A 25309-nucleotide genomic window follows, 5' to 3' on the forward strand; every position below is an offset into this window, starting at 1 on the left:
CGGCCGCGGCACGAGCATCAGCCTCTGGCCGCGGCGTGTCACCCTAGATGAGCTTGATCGGGCCCGCCCTTCGGTGCGAACACATCATGCCACCGGCAGGCAGCGTGCGACTCGCCGCGCCTGGCTGAAATGCGAATGCATCCATTATGTGTATACCTACAATCCGAACATTCGATTGTTCAAGTCACTTCTCGAAAGCTAACCCTTCGTAGCCACGGAATCATGGGGTTCTCGAGGGCGACCTCGGCCTAACGAATGCAGGGGCCGCACGTAGGTGGACGATGCGCAGAGAAATTGCAGGCGGAGTTGTGGCATTTTGGGTTGACCAAGCGGCATTTCGGCCCGTCAACTCGTCTTCACATGTTCCGTCCCCGCCTATTGCAGGAGTGCGGCTTGCACGCTCCTGCGATTACCCGTCGGAGAGAGGGTTACGAATACTGCGACGAGTTGCGCGACGTCTGCTGTCGCACCATCCCATAGCGGTCGGTCACCTGTCCTACCTTGATAGGAGATGAAATGCGAACGCTGCTCGTTGACCATCATGCGGATCTTACGCGCGCCGTGCGAGTTGCGCTCGGCGATAGCGGTTTCGCCGTTGACGTCGTTGGTACACTGGAGCAGGCGTCGAGTGCATTTTGTTGCGCGAGCTATGAAATTCTTCTGCTGGAATTGGTTCTGCCGGATGGCGATGGTCTGGATTGGCTGAGGCAGCTAAGGAGCGACGGACATTCAGTTCCTGCCGTCGTGATGAGCAACATCGACCATCTTGAGCAGCGAATTGCGGTTTTCAATGGTGGCGCGGACGACTTTCTGGTCAAGCCGGTGTTTACGGACGAACTCATCGCCAGAATGCGAGCTGTTCTGCGCCGGTCGACACAGATGACCGACCCGATCATCGTATTTGGCAATCTCCACTTCGATCCGATCGGCCGTCAGGTTTCCGTTGCTGGTCATCCGCTGATGGCCGCACGCCGTGAACTATGTATTCTAGAGCATCTGCTCAACCGTGCAGGCCGCATCGTGCCGCGTGCGCACTTGGAAGATCACCTCTATTCGTTCAACGATGAAGTATCTGCCAACGCGCTTGAAGTCGGAATCTATCGCTTACGCGGACATCTCAATAGGTCAGGTGCAACGCCACGGATCAAGACCGTGCGTGGCATTGGTTACATTCTCGAATGTCCGACTAGCGCGACATCCGCATAGTTGGTCGAATTGAAAGAAAAGACTGCCTTGAAAATCATTCCAACTGGTCATGCGGGCACTGATCCGCGGCCGCCGCTCATCGTCGGCCCGAGACCTATTGTTTCGCGTTACTTGAGTCATGTCCTCTGCGCGCTCACTTTGTTTTCTCCTCTTCCCGCCGCTGCCCAGAACAAGCAGGTTCAAGCGGCACCCCGTGCCGCTTCCAACAGCATCAACGCCACGCTGAACCTTTCCTCTTCGCTCGGCAAGACAGTTCATTTGCCCGCGGCAGCCGCGACTATCTTTGTTGCCGACCCGGCGATCGCCGATTATCAGGCACCCTCAAGTACAACCATCTTCGTATTTGGCAAGAAATCCGGGCAAACGAGCCTATTCGCCCTGGACGAAAACGGCGAGGCTCTCGCTGAGTTTCGTATCGTCGTCACGCAACCGATCGGGGAACTGCGCGCCATGTTGAGGGACCAGGTCGGCGACTATCCGATCCGAGTCAGCTATACGCCGCGCGGTGCCATCTTAAGCGGTACAGCGCCCGATGCCGAGACCGTCGACACGGCGAAAAGAGTTACTGAGCAATTTCTCGGGGACGGTGCGCAGGTCGTCAATAACATCAAGGTCGCTGGATCCTTGCAGGTTAACCTCAGTGTCCGCGTAGCGGAGGTCTCCCCGTAGCGCGATGAAGGCACTCGGCATTAACCTGTCCGCCTTCGGTCAAGTCGGCAATTTCAAAGTGGGTTTATTAAGCGGCAAAGGTGCTGGCGCTGGTGCGGCGAATGGGGGCGGTACAGCAGAAATCGGATTCGACAATGGTGCTGTGAACGTCGGCGCGGTTCTCGATGCGCTCGCCGAGGAGCACATCGCTTCCGTGTTGGCCGAGCCAAACCTCACCGCTATGTCAGGTGAAACTGCCAGCTTCCTGGCCGGTGGCGAATTTCCCATCCCTGTCTTGCAGGAAAAGGGGCAAGTCTCGGTTGAATTCCGTCACTTCGGCGTCAGCCTGGAATTCGTGCCAACCGTTCTCAACAACGACCAAATCAATATTCGCGTAAAGCCGGAAGTCAGCGAACTATCGTCTCAAGGGGCTGTTCAAATCAACGGCATCTCCGTGCCGGCAATTTCCACCCGCCGCGCCGACACGGTCGTCGAACTCGCCAGCGGGCAGAGCTTCGCGATTGGTGGCCTCATCAGGCGGAGCGTCAACACTGATATCAGTGTTTTTCCTTGGCTGGGCGAGTTGCCGGTCCTTGGCGCCCTGTTTCGTTCGTCCTCATTTCAAAAGCAAGAGACGGAACTGGTTATTCTGGTGACGCCTTACATCGTAAGGCCAGGATCGAACCCCAACCAGATGAGCGCACCGACGGACCGGATGGGGGCGCCTTTGGACCAGGGGGCCACTCTGACGAATTCGTTGGCAAGTCCGCCAGTGGACCAGCGCCCTAGTCCCCGCACTGGCGCGTCAGGCGCCAAGGGCGGCCTCGGCTTTATCATTGAATAGCGGTCTACGAATGACGTTGCGGATCATAAGTCTGGTGATCACTCTGACGGTAAGCGTAAGTGGCTGCACAAGCACCGCGCCGATTGTCGAGCCATTGGCACCGATCCTTATCGGGCAGGAGACCACCGTACTAACGTTACACAGCCTTCGCGCTTCCGAACGGCGGCGTTTGCGCGTTTTCCTTGAAACGGCAAGTCACGGCCGGCGCGATGCCCTTCACCTCCTTATCAGCGGGGCGTTCGGGCTCAGCGCAGAGGCCGTCCATGAGGCCAGGCAGATGGGCATCGGCGGCTACAACATCCATTTGCTCGACCAAACCAACGGCGGCGCAGTGCGAATAGAGGCGATTGTCTATCGTGCCCGCCCTCCTGTCTGTCCTTCGTATTCCGGCCCTTTACTCAATGACAAGTCCTTCGACCAGACGCTTGGCTGTTCGATACGCCATAACCTGGCGGCAATGGTCAGCGATCCGCGCGATTTGCTCGACAACAGGGCTGTCAAACCAAGCGATGGCGATCGTGCGGCTGTACCAGTAGCCAGATACAGGACGGTCGCGAAGGACAAAGACGGCTGATGTCAAGTCGTCTCGTCTCTACCTGGTACACCCTGGCAGCTGCTTCAGCACCTAACGCGCGGACCCATCGGTTTTGGCGCACGATCATCGCCTCATCGAGGTCGTTGACCTGCGACGATCGAGATGGAAAACAGCTGCCCCCTTACCACACTAGGGCGCACTTGAGTGGACGCTGCAGGCTCGCGACTTTCCTTGGTGAGACAGCCGTTACTGTCACGCTGATGGTGTGAACGGAGTTGAGAGGATCCGCTCCAAGGCACCTTTTGAGGGCAAGACGATGGCATGCGCACTGAGCGGACCCTTTGTTGGCGTTTTAAGCTTCGCGTACCTGAAGTGCCACCGCTTGGATCAATGGCCAGGCGCCCAAATATTGGCCGGTTCGTGTCGAACAAGATGGCGCGGCGCCGCGCTCCAGGCGGCGAGTGTTGCGGGGCCGGCGGTGCCCCATGGTCGCCGGAGGATCACTTTCTTCAGCGGGCGCTGCGCGCCTCAGCTTGATGGCGCCGTGCGTCGGCGCGACCGAGCTGGCCGGCGCCACGCTTAATTTTCTGCCGCAATCGAGAACGCGTTGTCAAACCCAAGTCGCATTGGGCCTTGATGATCGCTCTGCCTTGGCGCGCACAATCCCCTCTGCCGGGTTCTTTTGTCGAGCTCTCCTTCTCACCCGCCCGGTGTGACACCACTTCAAAGGCGCAGGTCAGCCGAATCAAGCCGGACCTGCTCTAGACACTTTGGAATAGATGGCGATCTGGCGATCTTCCAGGCGCGCCGGTCAGATTGATAGCGCCGCGGCAGCAAAGCTTTACGCGGCCGCTGATTGGCAGGATGGGGGATCGCGCCGAGGAAGCGCAATCCGTTTATCAGGCCACGTTCTGAGATAATTGCGGCGTGCTGATCGGGCTAGGAATACCTGCGGCGTGGACAGGTTCCGCATTCAGGCGTGCCTGCAGATTGTTCAAATACTCTTCTGCGTAGGTTTGCGCCGTTGAAAGCGGCAGATTGATGCCGGCCGTCGCAGCCTCTTCCATTGCCTTCCTGATGAGCCCGTTGCGAATCGCGAGTTTGACCTGGGGGCCGGCGACAAGACTGACCGCCTGCGCTGCGACACCGAGGCCAGCTTCTAGCAGCGCCTGCTTCATATTGCCTCCGGTAATAGCTGTACGGACAACATTCAACGCTTGCGCCTCGCACGCAAGCGCCATCGATGCGAGATCGGCCACTTGGCCCACGGCCGGAATGAAGCTGAGTAGACCAACCGCCGTCGCAGTCCAATCAACCACTGTCGAGTACACCTTCAGCACGTCGCCGACTGTGTGGATGAAGGCCCCGCCGTTCTTTTTGGAAGACTTGATATCGGGCTGGTCCGCCGCACCCATCATCATGTCCGCGACGGCCTCCTGCTCTGCAGCGGCTTCAGGCACATGGGTTTTCGTTTTCTGAACGGTGCTGTTCGCAACAGACATGTTGCCGTAGAATTGCGCGAAGTCTTTTTTGCTGATGTTGCCGGAATCGACCGTATGCCCGCCGCCGAAGTCGAAGAACTCATTGTGGGTCTTATAGCCCGTAATTGAATTGTTCAGCAAACCGAACAAAAGCGGATCGGAGAGTAACTGCGAGGCCGTTTGGCGTACCTTCGGATCGAGGCTCTTGTCGTCTGCCATGCTCGCCAGCTTGTCACGAGTCAGGTCACCGCTCCCAAAGAAGGCGCGCTGATTGCTGTTAATCATCTTGAGCGTGTTCAGCTCGGTTTGCGTGAGGCTCATTGACGATGTAGCGGCTTTGAGGAACTCGTCTTTATGGACCGTATCTGAACCACCGCACAGCTGCTTCCAGGCATCCGGGTGATTTAGGAAGTGTTGAGCAGCCGCAATGACCTGAGGCGGACATTTGCCGGTTTTCGCTTGGCCGTCGACGATCCGCTTGAAATCAGCCAGGCTTAGATCCTTAGGCAGGTCGTCGGAGTACCGGTAAAGCTCGCGCAGCGCATCGCTCAAGGTCATGACCGAAGGCTGAGCATTTCCGGCGCTGTCGGATGGAATGTAGTTCTGCTGGTAGCTTTGCGCCTGTCGGTCTTGAAATTCGGCAACTTGTGAGTGATGGCGGGAAAATCCAGACAAATCCTTCGCCGTGATCTTGCCTCCACAGCGACCATCGCCCTGCGATCCGATCGCGTAAAAGAGTTCGGGATCCTGCTGCAGTCCTTCGATCGCCGCTTTCAGATCCGGCGGCGTAGAGGGATCATTGGCTTTATCGCCAAGCGACTCCCAACTGAGTGGGCATTGGTCCTTGTGACGGTTCAGCACTGCCACGATCTGCAACTCGGCCTTGGTTAGCGAGCCGCCGTTCCACGTGATTCTCGAGCTTGGCACGGGAGCCGGCGATATGAAATCGGAGGCGATCGCAGGAGGCTGCGGGGCCTGATCCATCGATTCGATTGCCGCCTTCATATGCGACGGCAGCAGGTCCAATGGGTGCTGCCGCAAATCTTCCAACGTCGATTCGACATCCGGCGCCAGCGGACCCCGGAGCGCGCCAGGATTGGTCATGTCTCCGACCAAGTAGGTGGACAGCATTGCCTCGAAGGACGATGCGCTTTGCTGAGTCTGCAATACCACGGCAGAAGGCTTCAGGCCCGACCATGCCTGTACGGGCTGTGGGAGATTCGAAGTGATGGATGATGAAAGGTTGCTGGCCGACATTGTGCATCCTCAGACGTGACGTTGAAATCCCAACAAAGGCCTCATGTAAGCCAATGTTTCACGAACGTTCCGAGCGTTGGCCGGTCGCCAAAATGGCCCCTAGCAGTGCCTTTAATTGCTCCGCTCGTTGTTAGCCCCAAGGTCAATTCCAGCCAAAAGCCAGCGACATGGGGCTTCCGATTCCCATCATGAGCGGCTTAGCTTTCGAGAAACTGACGAATTTCAGAAGAATTCACAATCAGGAGCGGCCGACGTGATGATTTCTCCAGAAGCTGCGGCGTCTCCTTAGATGTCATCTCTGGCTCAGCTCAGGCTTCCCTGCAACGCTATCCGGTTGCGGCACGTCAGAAGAATAAGAGACTTCCGGTTGTCCGTTACGGACGACCGTGGTGGAGGAACCCCGAAACAATATCAGTACCGATTCCCTTGGCGGCGTCTCAGCGACGTGAGGCTGCGCCTGCGCCTCGGCCACAAGGCCGTTGAACGTCTGCTCCACGAGCGCGATGAAGCGCGGTGGACCGGAAACAAGGACGAGGCCATTTCCGGGCGTGGGTCTCACTACATAGCGGTCATCGGAGATGCCAAGCCTATCGAGGGCGCCGTTGAAGGCATCGAAACGAATCGAAGTGAGCACGAGCATCCGAGTTTGCGCTTCTTTTGCAGCGGACACATAGAGCACAAGCCCATCATAGTACCATTGGAGATGGTACAGGCTGGTCAAGCGGTCCAGGAACTCGCGCGGTGGCAAATCCGGCATACGCCCGCGAATCCGCCCCTTCACCTCGGCGCTGATATTGACCCTGATGTTCAGGTTGTTGCCGAACTCCTGCAACGCGGCAGTGAGATCCTGATCTAGAACCGTATACCTATAGGGTGTCGAGGGAAGCGATAGGGGGGCGCCGACAGTTGTTTGGATGCCGGCGGAGAGAAAAAACCCGACACAGAGAAGTCTTTTCAAGCTGTGCAGGATGGTGGATCGTATGAGCGTTCTTGGCATCTCGCCCTGATAAACCAAAGGATGGAATTTTCACAAGTCACCAAAGTCGTCAAAGTGACTTTAAATGACCAACCGACGCTCCCGTCAGCTTGTCGTCAGCTCGCCTCCCTAAGGGATTGACTCAACAGCGGGTGATGAACCGGCTGGACTCGTCACGCGTTAAAGAGAAGCAATCGAGTCCTTGTATGATGATGCCTGTCACGTCGATCCCTGCCAGTGTTACTGACAGTCTCTCCAGAGTTGGCTCACCGTCATTCGGCGAGCAGGCCCAGTTTGACCACGCTCTAGCCCAGGCGGCTGCCTCGATGAAAAGCGATACCGCTGCGGCGGCGCCTGTTCCTCCGCCCTTGGATGTTCAACGCGCAACTGCGCAGACAAGTCCACTGGGACACCGCGTGCTGCAGGCGATTTCTTCGATGCACGGGGACAATGCAGTTACTTCTGCCGCGCCCGACCATCAGGTAGCCCTTCCGAAGGGCGCTCTACCGGGTGCGGCTGAGAGGCTTCCGGTCGAAGGTGGGGCAACGGGGACGTCGGACGTTCCGCGAGCAGGGGGTGACTTCGAAGCGATGGTTGCTGGTCTGCGGGATCTCTACAACGGCGTCACCCAGGTTGCGCTTGTTTCCAAAGGTGTCAGCGGCATCACCTCATCGGTGAACAAACTAATAAAAGAAGGATGAACGGCGCGAATGATTGGCTTAGCCCATGGCGAAATCATGCGTAGTCGCCCGTCTGGTCGGCGATCGCTTCATTTTGTCGTGCTGCCACTTCTCTTCGCCTTGAGTGGTTGCAAGGTCGATCTCTACACGCAATTGCAGGAGCGCGAGGCGAATGAGATGCTGGCGCTTCTGATAGACAACGGAGTTGACGCGGTCCGGGTTGCCGCTAAGGACGGGACCAGCACGATCCAGGTCGACGAAAAGCTCATTGCCTTCTCAATCAACCTCTTGAATGCCAAGGGGCTGCCGCGCCAGTCTTTCAAGAACATCGGCGAGATATTCGAAGGATCAGGACTGATTGCCTCGCCGACCGAGGAGCGTGCCCGTTACGTTTATGCTCTGAGCGAAGAGTTGTCGCGCACGATCAGCGATATTGATGGCGTCTTCTCAGTACGTGTTCATGTCGTTCTGCCGAATAACGACCTGTTACGAGCGGGCGGCACGCCATCCTCGGCCTCGGTCTTTATCCGGCACGACGCCAAAGCAAATCTTTCCGTTCTGCTGCCGAAAATAAAGATGCTCGTCGCCGACAGCATCGAAGGCTTGTCCTACGAAAAGGTCGAAGTGGTTTTGGTGCCAGTGGAACGGTCCGTACATGAGCAACCCTCCGTACCGGCGACTGCGTTGGCCCAAGCGTCTAAATCCTTTCCTGCGCCACTTCTGGCGATCGTGATTGGTGTTGCCGCAGCTGTATTCGCTGTGGCGTGCTATCTCTTAGCAAGTGTTCTTCGGCATCGGCGCAGACAATCATCGGGCGAATTATCCAAGATCGGGGGCCGCTCGGGTGTTTCCGTTGTCGAGGCCATTCGAAAAAAATCATTGGCCGTGCGGCATAGGTGATATTCTCAATGCCCATTTCGATGCAGACTAGCGATCGCGATCATTCGTCGCAATTACGTTCCGTGTACTGGAGCAAGCTTGCTGCTTCGGCCCATCCGACTCGTATTGCCGCCTGTCTGGATCCGACGTTAACGGCTGCGACAGTGGTGCAGCTGCAGACCTGTGCCAGGCTGCAGCCAAAATTGGCAGAATTGCTGCTTGACAATGACACGGATTCGAACGGATGCGGCTGGGGGCCGGATCTTCTGCAGGGGCATGACCCGAGTCGGGCTGCCCTCTTTGCGGGCAGTGTTTGGCATGCTCGTTCGCTGCTGAAGCTTGTTTCACAACGTCACCTCACGGTGCTAGTTGAACATATCGGCGCTGATGCGCACGCTTTTGGCATCCGACATCTGGCGTATGCGATCACAGGCAGTTTGATCGCTGATCCGAAAAAACTCGCGCTCCAAATTGAACACGATGGACATGCCTGCCTTGGTGCTTGGCTCGATCAGAGTCCAGTGCTTGAGCGTAACCGCGTGCTTCTACGGTTGCCCCTCGGGACAGCCGCCGAGAATCCAGCGCCCGAGCACGGCAATGCCTCAGGCCAGTTGTTTTCGCTCGTGCTAGCCCATTTTGAGTCGGAGATCCCGGCGCTATGACAGCCGATGTTTCCGCGGCGCCCGTCGCACCGCAAATGCGCCCAGTTGGGCCACTGATACCGGCAAGTGAGCTCGAAATCTGGCAGTGCGCCGCAGAGGCGCGCGCTGCGGCAGAACGGCATCAGCAGCGGGTTCGCAGTTGGGCACGCGCCGCTTATCAGCGTGAGCGGGCGCGCGGCCAAATCGAGGGTTTGAATGCAGGCGCGGAGGAATTGGCACGGCTGATTGCGGGGACAGTCTCCGAAGTGGCGCAACGAAAGGCGGTTCTGGAGCAGGAACTGCCACAGCTCGTGATGGAGGTCCTAAGCGATATTCTGGGCGCTTTCGACCCGGGTGAGCTGTTGGTGAGGGCTGTTCGTCACGCCATTGAGCGCAAATACAGCGGCGCGGAAGTTTGCCTTCATGTATGCCCCATGCAAGTCGATATGCTCGCGCGCGAGTTTGCTGGATGCGACGGAAGGGAGGGTCGGCCGAGGGTTCGGATCGATCCGGATCCGACGTTGTCGCTTCAACAGTGCGTGCTGTGGAGCGAGTATGGCAATGTCGATCTGGGACTTGACGCACAGATGCGCGCGCTGCGTCTCGGCTTCGGGTTGCTGTCTGAGGAAGGCGAACCGTGACCACACCGGTACCAGAGCATAGTAATTTCGCTGGCATCCGGGCTCCCGATCCGGCGATCTCGTCTTTGAGGTCTGCAGCAAAGCAAATCGACACGCGTGTGGTGCGCGGACGGATCACACGGGCTATCGGTACACTGGTCCATGCTGTCTTGCCGGACACTCGTATTGGGGAAATTTGTCTCCTACAGGATCCGCGAACCGGACTGTCGCTGGAAGCCGAGGTGATCGGCCTGTTGGATGATGGGGTGTTGCTTACGCCGATCGGCGACTTGGTCGGCCTGTCCAGCCGCACAGAAGTCGTGGCCACCGGACGAATGCGTGAAGTGCCAGTCGGCCCCGATTTGCTCGGCCGCGTGATTGACAGCCGTTGCCGTCCACTTGACGGCAAAGGCGAAGTTAAAACGGCCGAAACTCGTCCGCTGCGCGGCAGGGCACCCAATCCGATGACAAGGCGCATTGTTGAGCGGCCATTCCCGCTCGGAGTCCGTGCCCTGGATGGTCTCCTGACATGCGGCGAGGGCCAGCGAATCGGGATCTATGGCGAGCCTGGTTGTGGCAAGTCGACGTTATTGTCGCAGATCGTAAAAGGTGCCGCCGCTGACGTTGTCATTGTCGCCCTCATAGGCGAACGCGGACGTGAAGTTCGTGAATTCATCGAGCGGCATCTTGGGGAGGCCGGCCTGCGCCGTACGGTCGTTGTCGTTGAAACGTCCGACCGCTCAGCAGTGGAGCGGGCGCAATGTGCTCCTATGGCGACTGCGCTCGCCGAATATTTTCGCGAACAGGGACTACGCGTCGCTCTGATGATGGACTCGCTGACGCGCTTCTGCCGCGCCATGCGAGAAATAGGCCTCGCTGCTGGTGAGCCGCCGACCCGACGGGGCTTTCCTCCTTCCGTGTTTGGCATGCTGCCAGGCCTGCTGGAGCGGGCCGGCATGGGTGAGCGCGGCTCGATCACGGCCTTCTACACTGTGCTTGTCGAAGGTGATGGCACAGGTGATCCAATCGCCGAGGAATCGCGCGGCATTCTCGATGGCCATGTCGTCCTCTCACGCGCTATCGCGGCGCGATCGCATTTCCCCGCTATCGATGTGCTGCAGAGTCGCAGCCGCGTGATGGATGCGGTCGTTTCTGGGACACATCGCAAGGCAGCATCCTTCTTCCGCGATCTCCTGTCGCGCTATGCCGAGAACGAGTTTTTGATCAATGTCGGCGAATACAAGCAAGGCGGCGACCCCCTAACTGACCGGGCTGTCGCGTCGATTGGCGAGCTGAGGGAATTTTTGTGCCAGACCGAAGGCGAGGCGTCGCATTTCGAGGAGACGGTCGCATGGATGTCGCGTCTGACCGCGTGAATCGTGTTCAGGCCTCGAGGTTACGGCTCCTGAAGGAAATGCAAGAGCGTGGTGCCCGTAGGGAGCTGTCCAAGAAGGAAACCGAGCGCCATATGGCCACCTTAGCCGTACACAATGCCTCGCAGGGGCTTGCAATCGCACAGCAACATTGCGCTTCGGCCGAAGCAGCGCTCTACCAAGAGCTGATGACGCTCGACAGCTTGTCCAGCGCAGCACTCGACCGTCACGACCTTTGTATTGACCGGCTTGCGGCTGAGATCGCTTTCAAACGCCAGATGCTTGATGATGCACGCCTTGCTCAAGAAGAGGCCGAGATAGCGGCATCTGAGAAGAGGGAGCTATGGGTCAGATGTTCGGCGGCAACGCACAAATGGCAACAAATCGACGATGACGTCAGGCGCGCCGTCGATATTCAGTCGGATGCCGCAGGCGAGATAGAGGCCGACGATGAAATGTTGCTTCGGTATGGGAGGGTTTCTCTCGCCCAGATGTCGCGCAACCAGATCCGATAACCGCAGGTTCTGTGAATGACGCGCTCGTGCAGTTTAGAGCCGCTTTGGTAACCACTGTGGTCAGACCCGCTATACTCGAACCAGCGCTAACACTGTCCCACGAGGTCGCCTCGTGGCTCAATGATATAGCGACTTCCCGCACGCCGTTTCAGAGCCGGATCGGCGACAAGTCGCTATCGCTGCGGATGGGCGGAGTTGTGTGGCAGCAGGAACCTACTGCCATTCCGATGCTTGACTGCATTTGGCGGGTGGGAGGTGAAATGGTCGTCTTGTCGCTGTCCCGACCGCTTGTAGAGGCGCTCGTCTCGACAGTGCAGAGTGACCTTGCTTTCCCTTCCGAGCCAACTGCTTCGCTCATTCTCGAACTTGCACTCGAGCCGCTGATAGCTCGCCTGGAGCATAGGACACAGCGGAGCGTGCACCTCCTTTGCGTGCGTGAAGCCATGACACCGGCACCTTATCTCGATCTGGATATCGTCTTCGGTCCCGTCAGTGGCAAGGGTCGTCTGTGCCTGTTCTCGCCTCTTGATGGCTTGGTGCCGACTGCGTTCCGCGCTTTGGGCGGACTGATTGGGCAGTTGCCGCGACAGCCGCGCGGGCTTTCCACAGAGCTTCCGGTCATAGTTGCAGGAGAGATCGGCACGCTTCGCGTTCCGGCGGCGCTTCTTCGAAGAGCATGTGCCGGTGATGCTCTGATACCAGACATAGCGCCGTTCGGCCGTGGCCAGATCACCCTATCAGTGGGTCAGTTATGGACCGAGGCAGATCATGAGGGCGACCACCTAATCCTGCGGGCGCCTTTCCGCCCGCGATCGTGCCCGTTGGAGAATGCGCATATGAAACAACCCGAATCTCAACTAGGGCCGTCGGAAGCCGATCTCGACGAAATCGAGATCATGCTTGTCTTTGAATGCGGCCGCTGGCCTATCCCTCTAGGAGAATTGAGGAGTGCCGGCGAAGGACATGTTTTCGAACTTGGTCGGCCGATCGATGGTCCAGTCGACATAGTTGCTAATGGTCGGCGTATCGGGCGTGGCGACATTGTGCGCATCGGAGATGAGTTGGGCATCAGACTCTGCGGCAGATTGGCATGCAATGACTGAGATTCAGCCGGCCATCCTGACGCTTCTTGCGGTTACCGCCGGACTCGGGCTGCTGGTTTTAGCAGTCGCCACGACGACGGCGTTCGTAAAGGTATCGGTTGTTCTATTCCTCGTCCGCAATGCGCTCGGGACCCAGACGATACCACCGAACGTGGTACTATACGCCGCGGCATTGATCCTCACCATGTTCGTTAGCGCGCCTGTTATTGAACAGACCTATGATCGCCTCACAGATCCGAAACTGCGTTATCAGACGATCGATGACTGGATAAGCGCCGCTCAAGAAGGAAGTGAACCCTTGCGCGATCATCTCAAGAAGTTCACGAACGAAGAGCAGCGGCGATTTTTCCTTTCCTCGACTGAAAAAGTCTGGCCAGAGGAAATGCGCGCCAAAGCCACACCTGATGATTTTGCCATTCTCGTACCATCTTTTCTAATTTCAGAACTCAAGCGTGCATTCGAAATCGGCTTTCTCCTTTATCTGCCCTTTATCGTCATCGATCTTATCGTAACGACAATCTTGATGGCGATGGGCATGTCAATGGTATCCCCGACGGTTATATCTGTACCTTTCAAACTATTTTTGTTTGTCGCTATTGATGGCTGGTCGAGATTGATGCACGGACTTGTGTTGAGTTACACGATACCGGGAGGTTAACTATTACTGAATCGACTATTGTCACACTTATGAGCCAATCTTTGATGGTTTTCATGATCTGGGTTCTGCCGCCGCTCATTGCATCGGTGGTTGTTGGCCTGGGCATTGGCATCATCCAGGCGGCAACGCAGATTCAGGATGAAAGCTTGCCGCTCACGGTGAAGCTTCTGGTCGTTGTCGCGGTAATTGGCCTGTTTGCCCCTGTGCTCAGCGCCCCGCTCATAGAGCTTGCCGACCAGATCTTTACTGAGTTTCCCGCAATGACACCAAGCTACTAGCCTCCGCCATGTATGCGTCATCGGGCGAGATTCAAATCCTGATCCATGCGGCTCTCGAGCTCGTCGTTGCGGCCAGTCTTGGCGCAGCCCGCGCGATAGGCATTATGCTGGTACTTCCTGTATTTACACGATCTCAGGTCGGTGGGCTGATCCGCAGCTGCCTGGCTGTTGCCTTCGGACTGCCGTGCTTGGCACAGGTGAGCGACGGGCTGCGCGCGCTGGATCCTGAAACGGTTCTAATCCATGTAACTCTGCTCGGTTTGAAGGAGGTTTTTGTCGGCGTGCTACTTGGCACTTTGCTCGGCATCCCCCTATGGGGCCTTCAGGCGGCTGGTGAGTTTATCGATAACCAACGTGGCATCACCAGCCCGTCCGCTCCGACCGACCCCGCAACGAACAGCCAGGCTTCCGCTATGGGCGTTTTTCTCGGGATCACTGCAATCACGATCTTCGTCGCATCAGGAGGTATGGAGGCTGTCATCAGTGCTCTTTATGGCAGCTACCTGATCTGGCCCGTTTTTCGGTTTCACCCCACATTGAGCCCGCAAGGAGCAATGGAGCTATTAGGGCTCCTCGACCACATTATGCGCACGACATTATTGGTCTCCGGCCCTGTAGTGATCTTCCTGCTGCTGGTGGATGTATCAATGATGATACTCCGTCGCTTTGCGCCGCAATTCAAGTCGAGCCAACTGTCCCCGACGCTCAAGAATATCGGCTTTCCGATTATCATGGTCACCTACACCGCCTATCTGGTCGAGGGCATGAAACTGGAGATTGCACAAGCGAATGGCGCGCTTGAGTGGTTCGGCAAGTTGCTGAAATGAGCGACACGAGTGAAGAAAAGAATCACGCCGCCACCCCGACGAAGCTAAGGGAAGCGCGCAAAAACGGGCAGATACCGCGCAGCGCCGATTTCGTCCGCGCGGCCGGCACTTGCGCTGGGTTCGGCTACCTTTGGCTGAGAGGGAGCGTGATCGAAGACAAATGCCAGGAAGCGCTATTATTGGTCGACAAGCTGCAGAACCTTCCTTTCGATATCGCGGTCCGGCAGGCATTGGTCCTGCTGATCGAACTCACCCTGGGGGCCGTTGGCCCGCTGCTTGGAGCTCTCGTCGCCGCGGTAATTTTGGCGGGATTGATAGCCAATGGTGGATTTGTCTTCTCTCTCGAGCCTATGAAGCCCAAGTTTGAGAAGATTGACCCTTTTCAAGGGCTGAAACGCATGGTGTCTGCGCGTTCAGCAGTCGAGCTTGGGAAGACACTGTTTAAGGTAGTGGTCCTCAGCACCACCTTTCTTATCTTGCTTTTCGGCATGTGGAAGACGGTGATCTATCTGCCAGTCTGCGGCATGGGCTGTCTCGGCTTGGTCTTTACGGAGGCGAAACTGCTGATGGGGATTGGCGCCGGTGCACTTCTGGTGGGCGGGCTGATCGATCTCCTGTTGCAGCGTTCGTTGTTTCTGCGCGAAATGCGCATGACCAAGACCGAAGTGACGCGCGAGTTGAAGGAACAGCAGGGGACGCCAGAGTTGAAGAGTGAACGGCGTCGCATCCGCGACGAGACGGCTGGCGAGCCTCCGCTTGGGTTGAATCGCGCCACGTTGATCTTCAGAGGAAAGGCGATACTGGTCGGTCTTCGCTACATTCGTGGTGAGACCGGGGTGCCGGTCCTAGTTTGCCGCGCCGAGGGCGAGGCCGCTTCGCACATGTTCTGTGAGGCGCAGGCCCTACATCTCACTATTGTTGATGATCATGTCCTAGCGCATCAGCTCATCAGCGCGACGAAACTGGGCAACGCCGTTCCCAGGCAACATTTCGAGCCCGTCGCGAGAGCACTCTTCGCCGCAGGCTTAGCCTAGATGTGGCGCCTCAACAGGCTGTCCTCGGTGAGGCCGAGTCTGCTGATTGGCGTTGTGGGTTTAGGCTGCGGGACTGTTCCACTAGCCATTAAGCCAGGCAGGCGGCTCGACGGCGCTGGGAAGTCGGGCATGGGACGGCATAGGCCTATTCCCCAAGACCACGCTTGATGAAGCGCCCGGCCTTGCGTTGGTCTTGGCGTGTAGGTTTGATGCGGATGGGCTTGAGCCCAAGGATGCGGCAATCCTCGCGAAGGCTTTCGCCTTGTAGCCGAAGCCGGCCTAGTAGGCGACCGCCTCGTATGGTCGAATTGGTGGCTCGTCCGATATCCCTGCACGCGTAGTGCCACCGGGCAGACGGATGCAGGAGGGCGTATCACCGGATCGACCTCGATCGCGGCGACTTGAGAGACCTTGGCCATTAGACCGCCAGGACCGGGTGTTTTGCGCGTGAAGGAGTGCCGCTGAGCCTGCCGACGCTCGCCGACCAGGTTGGCGCGGCCACATTCGCGCTCGTGCCCATCCATCGTCGATCGAGCCTCATGTCCTCCTCGCCGACCGCTGGCACGGCGGCGATACAAACGTGCCCGTCCTCGCCAAGGGCAAGGCCGATAATGGCAGGCTGCGGGTCTATGTCAGCGTTCGGCGGTGTCGATCCGCCCGCCGAGCTGTTTCATTATTCGCGCTACCGGCGTGCCGAACATCCACGGGCCCATCTTGGCACCTGGTCCGCGATCCTGCAGGCCGACGCCTATGGCGGCTATGGCGAACGCCACGCGCCGCCGGTACTCGAAGCAGGGCGCATGCGCGCCGCAAATTGTTCGAGCTCGTCGGGAGCCAAGCTTTGCCACAATCGCCTAAAAGAGGATCATGCGCGTACCAGGGCAATCTTTACGTTAAGGTCGGATTGTACAGGGCTATACTTGCCACAGAAAGCGGCTTGTTCCGCCGTTCCGGCTCCGGTTTCGCCTCTGCGCTTTCAAGGCGCGCCAGAAGCCGGGCCCGCTCTCCCGCAGCCTTTTCCACGCTGGCCTGCTTGACGTGGCCGTAGCCGCGAATGAGAGCCGGGACTGACGCCAAGGCAGCAGCCGCCTCCAACTTCGCTGGCGTCAGGATGCGGGCGATGCGGTCGACATCGGCCTCGTAGCTTGCGAGCAGGCCGCGCTCCGTCCGCCGCTCGGCGGAATAGCCGAACAGATCGAGCGCTGATCCGCGCAGGCCCTTCAGCGACGCAAGCAGGCTGAATGCCTTCATCATCCCCGGCCCGAAACTTGATTTCTTTGGCTTTCCGTCCGCGCCGCGCCGGCCCATGATCGGGGGCGCGAGGTGGAATTCCAGCCGGTCGTATTCCTGGAATTGCGCCGCCAGTTGGCGCTGGAACGATCCGTCCGTGTAGAGGCGGGCGACTTCATACTCGTCCTTGATAGCCATCAGTTTGAAGAGGTTTTTCGCCACGGCCTCGGCGACCGGGGCGGAGCCCGGCAAGACTGCCTGCTCGGCCTTGCGGACGGCCGCGACACGATCGGCGTAACGCTTCGCATAGGCGGCGTTCTGATAGGCGGTCAGGAACTCCACTCGACGCGCGACGATCTCGTCAAGCGTCTGTGCGATACCGGGCTCCGCCGCCTGGCCAGGCCGGCCGAGCATTCCTTTGACGAAATCCGGCTGATGCGCCGCGCGCCGTCCCCAGCGGAAAGCTGCGATATTCATGGCGACCGACTCGCCATTGAGTTCGATGGCGCGTTCGATCGCCTCCGCCGGCAGCGGCAGCCCGCCATGCTGGTAGGCAAAGCCCAGCATGAACATGTTGGCCCCGAGCGAATTGCCGAACAGCGCCGACGCAGTGCGCGTGGCGTCGAAGAAATGCGCCTTTTCGCCGGCAGCCTCGCGAATGGCCTCCTTCAGCCGCTCCACGGGCAGCGAAAAATCGGCCGAGCGCGCGAAGTCGCCCGGCATGATCTCGGCGGTGTTGGCGACGAAGATCGTATGGCCCTCGCGCACCGCCGCCAGCACCTTCTTGTTGCCCGACACGACCAGGTCGCAGCCGAGAACGAGGTCGGCCTTGCCCGCCGAGACGCGGATGGCGTGGATATCCTCAGGGGTTTTTGCGATGCGGACATGTGAAAAGACCGCCCCGCCCTTCTGCGCCAGGCCCGCCATGTCGATCATGCCGCAGCCCTTGCCCTCCAGATGCGCCGCCATGCCGAGGATGGCGCCGACTGTGACGACGCCGGTGCCGCCGACACCATCGATGATCGACGACCAGCCGTCGCCATTGAGCGCAAAAAGCTGTGGCTCCAGCACGCCTTCGAGCGGATCGGATTTTCCTGCCATGCCTTCGGCCTTGCGAATCTTCGCGCCATGCACGGTGACGAAGGACGGGCAAAAGCCGTTGACGCAGGAGAAATCCTTATTGCAGCTCGACTGGTCAATGCGGCGCTTGCGGCCGAACTCAGTTTCGACGGGTTGGATCGAGGCGCAGTTGGATTGGACGCCGCAATCGCCGCAGCCTTCGCAGACGAGCTCATTGATGATGACGCGCTTGTCGGGGTCCGGAAAGGTTCCGCGCTTGCGGCGGCGGCGCTTTTCGGCCGCGCAGGTCTGGTCATAAAGCAGCACGGACACGCCCTTCACCTCGCGCAACTGCCGCTGCACCAGGTCGAGATCATCGCGATGGTGGATGGTGGAACCGGCGGGAAACCCTATCCCGGCGGCGGCATACTTGCGGGGTTCGTCGGTGACGATGGCGATGCGCTCGACGCCCTCGGCGTGCACCTGGCTCGCGATCATGTCGACGGTCAGATTGCCTTCGAGCGGCTGGCCACCAGTCATAGCGACGGCGTCGTTGTAGAGAATCTTGTAGGTGATGTTGGCCTCGGTCGACAGCGCGAAGCGGATCGCCAGCGTGCCGGAATGGTTGTAGGTGCCGTCGCCGAGGTTCTGGAAGATGTGGTCGCGCTTCGAGAACGGCGCCTGGCCGACCCATTGCGCGCCCTCCCCGCCCATCGCGGTGAAGCCGACCGTGGAGCGGTCCATCCACAGCGCCATAAAGTGGCAACCGATGCCGGCTGCGGCGATCGAGCCGTCCGGCACCTTGGTCGAGGAATTGTGCGGGCAACCGGAGCAGAAGAAGGGCGTGCGCGCGCCAATGTCCTTCTTGTCGGCAAGCATCGCCTGGAACTGCTTTAGCCGAGCGACCCGTGCAGAAATCTCCTCCGACGGTCCGATCGTCTCGACGATGCGCTCGCCGAGCGCGATCGCGATATCATTAGGGTCGAGGGAACCCTTGGCCGGGAAAAGCCAGCCGCCGCGCTCGTCCTTCTTGCCAATCACCATGGGCTGCATGGCCGTGTTGTAAAGGCTCTCGCGCAGTTGGACTTCGATCAGCGAGCGCTTCTCCTCGACGACGATCACCTTCTCCAGGCCACGCACGAAATCCGCAATGTGCTCGAAGTCGAGCGGCCACGGGCAGCCTATCTTGAACAGCCGCACGCCGAGCTGGTTGGCGCGGGCTTCGTCGACGCCGATATCCTCCAGCGCCTGGCGTACGTCAAGATAGCTCTTGCCGATGGTGATGATGCCGATCTTCGGATTTCGGCCGCCCGAATAGACGATTCGATTGAGATCATTGGCCTTGATGAAGGCCGCCGCTGCGGCACGCTTGTGTTCGTGCAGACGCGCTTCCTGGCCGAGCTGGTCGAGCTCGTGGCGGATATTCAAACCGCTGGGCGGCATGTCGAACTCGGGGATGATGATGTTCAGCCGGTCGAGCGACGCATCCACCGAAGCCGTCGATTCGATATTGTCCTTGACGCATTTGATCGCCGCCCAGGTACCGGCGAAGCGCGACATGGCGTAGCCGTAAAGGCCGTATTCGATCAGTTCCTGCACGCCCGCCGGATTGAGGATTGGGATCATGGTATCGACGAACACGAACTCGGTGGCGTGCGCGTTGCTGGATGATTCCGCCATGTGGTCGTCGCCCATCAGGGCGAGCACACCGCCATACCTGGACGATCCGGCGAGATTGGCGTGGCGAAAAACGTCGCCGGAGCGGTCGACGCCCGGACCCTTGCCGTACCAGATCGAAAAAACGCCGTCATATTTGCCTTCGCCGAGCAGTTCCGTCTGCTGCGTACCCCAGCAGGCCGTAGCGGCCAGTTCCTCGTTCAGCCCGGGCTGGAAAACGATGCTGGCGTCGGCAAGCTGTCGTTTGGCTTTCCAGAGCTGGAGGTCGAGACCGCCGAGCGGCGAGCCGCGATAGCCCGAAACGAAGCCGGCGGTGTTAAGCCCCGCGCGGCGATCGCGCTCGCGCTGCATGAGGAGCATACGCACGACCGCCTGCGCGCCCGACAGGAAGATGCGCTCCTTGGAAAGGTCGAATTTGTCGTCGAGCGCAATGTCATGAAGCGTCATCTGCAATTCCTTCGACGCGACAGCTCAAATCGGGCGTCCGCTTCAGGCAAGTTTTGGCCGGAGTGTTCCGCCCACCAGCGCCGCTCGCCCTCTTTGCGATAGTTGAGGTGCGGGGCCGGCAACCCGTGCAGTTCGCGGCATACGCTGTTTGGCTCAAGACCAGAGAGGCTCAACTGCCAGCATCTGGACCAACGACCCTCTGGCCTCCAGATTTCGGAGGTATGACTCATGGTGTCACCACAAGCGGCACTTTACTGCGAGCCCCCGACTATATCGCGTGTCGAGCGGCCGGTGTTGACCGGTGCTCCACCGCGGCAAGCGGATGGCGTGGGTAGCCGCTGAGCCCTCCGGTCAACAGGGACTTGCAGAACGCAGGGGTGAGCTTGCCGCGGTGGATTACGACGTTCTCGTGACCGATCGCAGCCCGGGCGTCCTGCCACTGGCGATTGTGGCCGCGCTGTTCATTGGATTTGACGTGGCAAGCGACGAAGTCGGCGTCATTCAGCGTCGCCAACTGCCCCGCATGTACCGACTCCTTCGTATGGATGTGCACCCACATCGGTTTCGGCATTGCACCATTGCGCAGCGCCTTGGGCTGCAGCCGGATCTCGAACAGCGTCCCTGGCTCCCCCCTCAACGGCTCCGGTGGATCCGCAGGCGTCAACTCCTTGGCCTGCCGCAAGTGTTCAAGGTACTTCTGCGACGGAAATGCGTAGGTCTTCATGCATTCGATCGTAATCGTGGCCTTTTGCTCTTTCAAAGCCTTGGCCAGTCCCTGCGCCTGGCCCAGCATTCTCTTGAGCTGTTGTGTGTCTTCGTGCACTTTGGGTACTTGCGAAGGCGAGAGTCGGAGGAGACTATCGTGCTGCTTAAACGCGGCCAGACAGGCCTGCATCTCGGCGGCCTGGGTCTGCAGACGCTCGACCACGGTGTCCACGACGTGTGCGGCGTTCTCGGGTTTCATCTGGCGCGCTTGCGAGACGGCCTTTTGCTGACCAGCCAGATCGAACTTCAGGAGTTCGGCCAACCGTGCCAGCATCTGCTCCGAAGCCGGGGCCTGCCAGATCGCCAAGCGTGCAGCCGCCACCGACGCACTCGCATCCGGCGCCTCCTCCGCACTCACGAGCTTTTTCGTACCTAGATCGGAAAGCACGACAACCTTGGCTGCTGGCGCCGGATCGCCGTCGTTTGCAGCGACTTGCGGCTCCGGCTGGCCGGCGGCCGAAGAGCTAGCACCGGCGGCCGAAGTGCCGGCGCCAGCGGCCTGCCTGTCTTTCCCTTTCCCGTTCGCTTTCCGTTTCTTGCCCACTGCAGTGCCTTGGGCCCCTGCAGCCTCGCTGGCAGTGTCGGCCGGTAACGCAGCGCGAGCGTCGGCCGGCGGTGCAATGATGGCTTTGGTCTGCAGTTGTTGTGCCAAGGTTTCGGCGATTGTAGCCGTGCCGGCAGTGCCGGCCGGTTTTGCAGCACCAGCGGCTGCCGGCGATGCAATGATGGCTGGCGACTTCGGCTGCAGTTCCAGGAAGTGCATGACCTCGTCCGCAGTGATCCATGCGTCGTCCACGATCTGGCCCAACAGTTCCAATGGGAGGCCGGCACCTGTTCGGTCCTCGCCTAACTTGGCAAGCATGTCGTGCAACGCCAATCCAAATTCCGAAAGCCGCTCCATGACTCCTTCCAGCACGGCGCAGTGCTCTGCGTCGAGTGGGCGCCCTTCGCTGGACAACACAGCGTCGCCGGTCGAGTGGAATGCCGGAAAAACGTCGCTGATGAAGGTCCCCAGCAGACGCACCTTCCGGTCCTCACCTATGAGGATTTCCCTCACGGCTGCTTCGAACGTGCTCGCCAGCGGCTCAATCTTGATCTGCGCGAGAGCGACCCGCGATTGCAGCACCATGACCTTCAAATTCGCTGCCCAGCCGGTGTGCAGGCGCAGTGCGGCCTGTTCGCCCTCTCGCATCTCGGCCGTTGCGCTCGGTAAGTTGGCAGTGGCGGCGCAGACGGACCGCATCCGTTCGCAGCGCCGCAGCTTCTTTTCCCACCACTCCATGAGGGCCACATAGTGCTTCGCCACACTGGAAACTGCTCGGCTCAGCGGGTCGCGGGGGAGTGTTGGATGCGCGCAACTTGTGGAGTACCGCGTCCGCAGCCTCCCTTTTTTCGCGCAAGGCGTAGAGTATATTGGTGGCCAACATGTTGCAGTGCTTCGCCCGATTGAGCGTTTCGTCGCGGAATTCACGCGCCCGATCGTCGGACAGAATGCTACGCGCCACTGCCGGGGGCAGGCTTGCGTAGTAGTTCAGAACTGTCGAGCCTGCATTGATGAGCCGATCCATCTGATCTTGCGCCTCCTCCCACGATTTGTGTCCGCGCAGGGCCGCATTACGGCAACCGTCAAGCTCGTTAAGCAGGCCGAGCATTCGTAGCTTTGCCGCGTTGATTTCTTCGCCTGTCAAAGAAGTGGGAACTGCCACACTCGAGCTTGGAGGCTGGCTGGCGACCGGCGCCGTAGCTCCGCCCTCGGACGCCGTGGCTCCACCCTCCGAGACTGAGGGAAAATCGCGTTGCCGCGCAATCGCTGCAGGTGGCGCAGCGGCTTCACGTGGCGCAGCAGTCAGGGTTCGATGTGCGCCAACGGAGTGGCCGGAAGACCCGTCGCCCAGGGCATCATCGGCACCGCGCGCGGAGGACGTCCCTCTATCTTGAGCCCCAGAGCGGATCCGCTCGACAACGGATCCGAACAATTGACTGCCTTCCCCAGGAGCAACACTGGATTGCGAGCGCGAACTGCTCGCCCCCAACGTGCTGTCGGCTCCAGCATTCCCTATGCGCGATCTGCCAGGTCGACCAATGCCCGTCATATTACATCTCCGATATTGGCAAGAATGCGCCCATTGTGTTGGGGCTGATGTCGCTCAGCCGTAGTGGATCTGGGCCCTGACCTGCGGGAGCTTGGTGCGCCCTGTACCACTGCTCTTTGTCCTCAGCAGAGACTAGTGTGGGCTTGCTTGCTGCCTTCACCGGCACGGTTGTTCGCCCACTTACGCCGAAAATGAGCTGCCGCTGGAACCTGCTCCGGCTAAGCGCATCCGGGCAGCCATGTCTGCAAGCCTTTGGCTTCTGCGTCCGATCGCCGGGCGGTTACCAAGGTCAGCTTAGCCAAAGTGGGGGTAGTGCACATCGGACGAGCCACCAATTGACCATACATGACGCTTCGCACTCCTATGTTTCGCATTGAGTTCAGGCTGGCTTGGCGTGGCAGGTCTAGACCGCCTAGCTGACGATTAGCTGACGAAGGGCTCCTCGGGACGCAAAAACCGACCTGGCTCATGCGTTAGCGATTGGGGTATCTTAGTTGGACGTGAAGGGAGCGCAGACGGAAATGTCAGGCGAGGGCTCGGGCCATAACTTCCATTCCGCGATAGCGTTGACGCGATGGAGCGCTTTGAGCCGGCTGCGCGAACAGATTACGGAAGGTCGAGAAGATCGAAGAAGTGCTGCAGGTTTTCCAGCGAACGGAAGCCTTGCTCGTGCGCTTTCGCAGCGGCTCGTGGGAATTCTTGGCCCAATGTTAGGGCCCCTGTGCGCGCGGTGCTCGACATCCGGGATGACCTGCCGTTTCGTCGCTCTGTAGGAGCGCAGCTGTCGGTAATGATGCGCGTTGGTGCCAGGCCTGTTGTTCAACAGACGGTGAGCAGGCGCCTAGCGGCCTTGGTACTGCGGCGATCCTGGACGTTCCCGTCGAGAACATATCAGTCCTGCTCGACAGCCCGCCACAACCCATGAACGTGCGTCTACCCCAGCGCCTCCTCACAAGATCAGCGCGAGAGCCGTGCCCTCCCCTGATGCGGTCGGCTGCAGGTTCCCAAATGGGCGATTTCCCGGTTCGGCCAATACCAGTCATGGTCTAGCTCCGATGCAGGGGAGATACGTTCAGCGTTGTCGGTGATCCTTAGACGCTTGGTCGTCGAGCGCTGCCTGGCCCAAATGAACGCAACCGCCGCCTCTCTTCGTGCCACGTCGAGTCCGGCGTGGCGCCCTGCTTGATGTCAACGCTCTCGCGCAAGAAGGATGGCAATGATCCAGTGGACACCGCGTTTAGTTCCCCGAAGCTGCGTTGGTGGCCCGCTGAAAAAACTTCGCATCGAAGGCGGGGAGCACAGACGCGCTCAGGCCGGCGGGTCACTGACCGGCAGCGGCTATTGATAGCGCAGTGGCGCAGCCTGGACGCGCCGGAAGCGTAGGACGACCGAATGGATATCCAGGTGATGCGCACGCAGTAGCACCGTAGGTTGGGCGGCCGACGCACGGATCGCAGACGTTTAATACCGGCACAAACAGGCGTCGCGTGCGTGCAATCGGTGACTAAGAGGGAGCGGAGAGCAGGAGTACGGCCACAGCACAGCCTGATGGCAGGCGGCAACCGGCGTCACCTGTGAGGAGGACCGCACCGACGGTGGGCGCTCAGTCACGGCCTGACATGTCCTGGCTTTCTTTGCGCCATCTTAAGGCGACAACATCATTCGCGTCACTACAACTGCCGCGCTAGAACCGACTGTCCACATCATGACCTTGCCGCGCACGAAGGCCAGATCGTGCACGACCATTTATTTTGCGGTAGCGCCGCATTTTGTTGAGACTCGTCAGCTTCTCGAAAGCTCACGCTCATAGCTTGAGGAGATTGAGCTTGTTACGCGTCGCCGCCAATGGAAACAGATGCCGGAGTAACTGATGGTCGCAGCAATTGGTAGTGGAGGTGGCAACATCGGTGTTTCCTTGGCCCAAAAGGGCCGTGGACATTCGAATGGACAGCCGCATCAAGGATCCACCGGGTCTTCTAGTCAGAGCAGGCCGGTTGGCGGGAGCGAACCGGCGGATCGTCCAACCATTTCTGACCAAGCTGCAGTTCAAAGCGAGTTCGAAAGCACTCTTCGTGCGGTTGCGCTGCAAATTGCGAGCGATGCCATGGATGAAGCGGAGGATGCTATGGCAGAAACTGAAGAGGATGCCTGACGTCGGATGGTCCGCGTCAGGAGGTGCGTGCTGTTGGTGACGGCACAGTTTGAACAGAAAGGAAAACAACATGAGTAAAGTAGGTACCGCTACTAGTGCGGCTGGTACTGCCGCTTCAGGTGCTGTAGACGTAGCTACCAAAGCTGCCGGGGCTGCCGCGTTCCAGGCGCAACTCGCGGAGCTAACGGCGGTTAGCTTGGAGGCTACGGCTAGGAGTATACAGCTGCGCACTCTTACGACCAACCTCAACACAATCAAGAAGGCGGCCGACGAACGCGTTCAGTAGTGTCGGAAGCGGGGCTCTAGAGTAGCCCCGAACGTGCCCCCAGGT

The 25309-nt window shown here is 59.4% G+C and carries 17 protein-coding genes and 3 pseudogenes; 16 read left to right on the forward strand and 4 right to left on the reverse strand.

Features of this window, described 5'->3' with window-relative positions:
- Positions 1-516 precede the first annotated feature (516 nt).
- From HB777_39975 to cpaD, 3 genes and pseudogenes are all read left to right on the forward strand, one after another.
- On the forward strand, positions 517-1206 hold the full coding sequence (locus HB777_39975) for a response regulator transcription factor (GenBank protein ID QND69712.1): 690 nt from the start codon (positions 517-519) through the stop codon (positions 1204-1206).
- A 27-nt stretch (positions 1207-1233) separates the two neighbouring features.
- A pseudogene (locus tag HB777_39980) lies at positions 1234-2698 on the forward strand (type II and III secretion system protein family protein).
- Between the two features lie 10 nt (positions 2699-2708).
- Complete coding sequence (gene cpaD, locus HB777_39985) at positions 2709-3272, forward strand: CpaD family pilus assembly lipoprotein (protein QND69713.1); 564 nt, start codon at positions 2709-2711, stop codon at positions 3270-3272.
- An 860-nt stretch (positions 3273-4132) separates the two neighbouring features.
- Here the strand turns inward: cpaD and HB777_39990 are convergent.
- Positions 4133-5971 (reverse strand): nodulation protein NOLX, encoded by a 1839-nt coding sequence (locus tag HB777_39990; GenBank protein QND69714.1) that lies wholly within the window; start codon positions 5969-5971, stop codon positions 4133-4135.
- Between the two features lie 292 nt (positions 5972-6263).
- Entirely contained in the window at positions 6264-6968 is a 705-nt protein-coding gene (locus HB777_39995) for a nodulation protein NolW (protein QND69715.1), read from the reverse strand.
- A gap of 185 nt (positions 6969-7153) precedes the next feature.
- On the opposite strand from HB777_39995, the gene HB777_40000 reads away from it, so the two are divergent.
- From HB777_40000 to HB777_40055, 12 genes and pseudogenes are all read left to right on the forward strand, one after another.
- A complete protein-coding gene (locus tag HB777_40000; protein QND69779.1) occupies positions 7154-7648 on the forward strand; it encodes a nodulation protein NolB in 495 nt (164 codons plus the stop codon).
- Positions 7649-7657: 9 nt separating this feature from the next.
- A complete protein-coding gene (gene sctJ / locus HB777_40005; protein ID QND69716.1) occupies positions 7658-8527 on the forward strand; it encodes a type III secretion inner membrane ring lipoprotein SctJ in 870 nt (289 codons plus the stop codon).
- On the forward strand, positions 8524-9168 hold the full coding sequence (locus HB777_40010) for a nodulation protein NolU (GenBank protein QND69717.1): 645 nt from the start codon (positions 8524-8526) through the stop codon (positions 9166-9168). The genes sctJ and HB777_40010 overlap by 4 nt, the downstream gene beginning before the upstream one ends.
- Complete coding sequence (gene sctL, locus HB777_40015) at positions 9165-9788, forward strand: type III secretion system stator protein SctL (GenBank protein ID QND69718.1); 624 nt, start codon at positions 9165-9167, stop codon at positions 9786-9788. The genes HB777_40010 and sctL overlap by 4 nt, the downstream gene beginning before the upstream one ends.
- Positions 9785-11143 carry a type III secretion system ATPase SctN gene (gene sctN, locus HB777_40020; GenBank protein QND69719.1) on the forward strand — a complete coding sequence of 453 codons (1359 nt, stop codon included), beginning with the start codon at positions 9785-9787 and terminating at the stop codon, positions 11141-11143. Before sctL ends, sctN begins: the two co-directional genes overlap by 4 nt.
- Positions 11119-11655, forward strand: coding sequence for a hypothetical protein (locus HB777_40025; protein QND69720.1), 537 nt, complete (start codon positions 11119-11121; stop codon positions 11653-11655). Before sctN ends, HB777_40025 begins: the two co-directional genes overlap by 25 nt.
- A gap of 26 nt (positions 11656-11681) precedes the next feature.
- Positions 11682-12758 carry a type III secretion system cytoplasmic ring protein SctQ gene (sctQ, locus tag HB777_40030; GenBank protein QND69721.1) on the forward strand — a complete coding sequence of 359 codons (1077 nt, stop codon included), beginning with the start codon at positions 11682-11684 and terminating at the stop codon, positions 12756-12758.
- Positions 12751-13416 carry a type III secretion system export apparatus subunit SctR gene (sctR, locus tag HB777_40035; protein ID QND69722.1) on the forward strand — a complete coding sequence of 222 codons (666 nt, stop codon included), beginning with the start codon at positions 12751-12753 and terminating at the stop codon, positions 13414-13416. Before sctQ ends, sctR begins: the two co-directional genes overlap by 8 nt.
- Positions 13417-13418: 2 nt before the next feature.
- Positions 13419-13694, forward strand: a complete 276-nt coding sequence (locus HB777_40040; protein QND69780.1) for an EscS/YscS/HrcS family type III secretion system export apparatus protein — start codon at positions 13419-13421, stop codon at positions 13692-13694.
- A gap of 8 nt (positions 13695-13702) precedes the next feature.
- Positions 13703-14521 carry a type III secretion system export apparatus subunit SctT gene (sctT, locus tag HB777_40045; protein QND69723.1) on the forward strand — a complete coding sequence of 273 codons (819 nt, stop codon included), beginning with the start codon at positions 13703-13705 and terminating at the stop codon, positions 14519-14521.
- Positions 14518-15555: an EscU/YscU/HrcU family type III secretion system export apparatus switch protein gene (locus HB777_40050; GenBank protein ID QND69724.1), complete on the forward strand. Its 1038-nt coding sequence runs from the start codon at positions 14518-14520 to the stop codon at positions 15553-15555. The genes sctT and HB777_40050 overlap by 4 nt, the downstream gene beginning before the upstream one ends.
- A gap of 440 nt (positions 15556-15995) precedes the next feature.
- Positions 15996-16381: pseudogene (locus HB777_40055) on the forward strand (transposase).
- Between the two features lie 62 nt (positions 16382-16443).
- Here HB777_40055 and HB777_40060 read toward each other — a convergent pair.
- Entirely contained in the window at positions 16444-19968 is a 3525-nt protein-coding gene (locus tag HB777_40060) for an indolepyruvate ferredoxin oxidoreductase family protein (GenBank protein ID QND69725.1), read from the reverse strand.
- Positions 19969-20236: 268 nt separating this feature from the next.
- Positions 20237-21487 (reverse strand): annotated as a pseudogene (locus HB777_40065) (hypothetical protein).
- A 3209-nt stretch (positions 21488-24696) separates the two neighbouring features.
- Here HB777_40065 and HB777_40070 point away from each other — a divergent pair.
- A complete protein-coding gene (locus HB777_40070; protein ID QND69726.1) occupies positions 24697-24978 on the forward strand; it encodes a nodulation protein NopC in 282 nt (93 codons plus the stop codon).
- The last annotated feature ends 331 nt before the right edge of the window (positions 24979-25309 follow it).

This window comes from Mesorhizobium loti (assembly GCA_014189435.1).
GTDB classification, from domain to species: domain Bacteria; phylum Pseudomonadota; class Alphaproteobacteria; order Rhizobiales; family Rhizobiaceae; genus Mesorhizobium; species Mesorhizobium loti_G.

What these genes read in the sequence shown, in the direction of transcription:
- HB777_39975 (QND69712.1), top strand. Translation starts at nt 517, where the DNA reads ATGCGAACGCTGCTCGTTGACCATCATGCGGATCTTACGCGCGCCGTG.
- sctJ (QND69716.1), top strand. Translation starts at nt 7,658, where the DNA reads ATGATTGGCTTAGCCCATGGCGAAATCATGCGTAGTCGCCCGTCTGGT.
- sctL (QND69718.1), top strand. Translation starts at nt 9,165, where the DNA reads ATGACAGCCGATGTTTCCGCGGCGCCCGTCGCACCGCAAATGCGCCCA.
- HB777_40060 (QND69725.1), bottom strand. Translation starts at nt 19,968, where the DNA reads ATGACGCTTCATGACATTGCGCTCGACGACAAATTCGACCTTTCCAAG.
- HB777_39995 (QND69715.1), bottom strand. Translation starts at nt 6,968, where the DNA reads ATGCCAAGAACGCTCATACGATCCACCATCCTGCACAGCTTGAAAAGA.
- sctT (QND69723.1), top strand. Translation starts at nt 13,703, where the DNA reads ATGTATGCGTCATCGGGCGAGATTCAAATCCTGATCCATGCGGCTCTC.
- HB777_39990 (QND69714.1), bottom strand. Translation starts at nt 5,971, where the DNA reads ATGTCGGCCAGCAACCTTTCATCATCCATCACTTCGAATCTCCCACAG.
- HB777_40025 (QND69720.1), top strand. Translation starts at nt 11,119, where the DNA reads ATGGATGTCGCGTCTGACCGCGTGAATCGTGTTCAGGCCTCGAGGTTA.
- HB777_40070 (QND69726.1), top strand. Translation starts at nt 24,697, where the DNA reads ATGGTCGCAGCAATTGGTAGTGGAGGTGGCAACATCGGTGTTTCCTTG.
- HB777_40000 (QND69779.1), top strand. Translation starts at nt 7,154, where the DNA reads ATGATGATGCCTGTCACGTCGATCCCTGCCAGTGTTACTGACAGTCTC.
- sctR (QND69722.1), top strand. Translation starts at nt 12,751, where the DNA reads ATGACTGAGATTCAGCCGGCCATCCTGACGCTTCTTGCGGTTACCGCC.
- cpaD (QND69713.1), top strand. Translation starts at nt 2,709, where the DNA reads ATGACGTTGCGGATCATAAGTCTGGTGATCACTCTGACGGTAAGCGTA.
- HB777_40050 (QND69724.1), top strand. Translation starts at nt 14,518, where the DNA reads ATGAGCGACACGAGTGAAGAAAAGAATCACGCCGCCACCCCGACGAAG.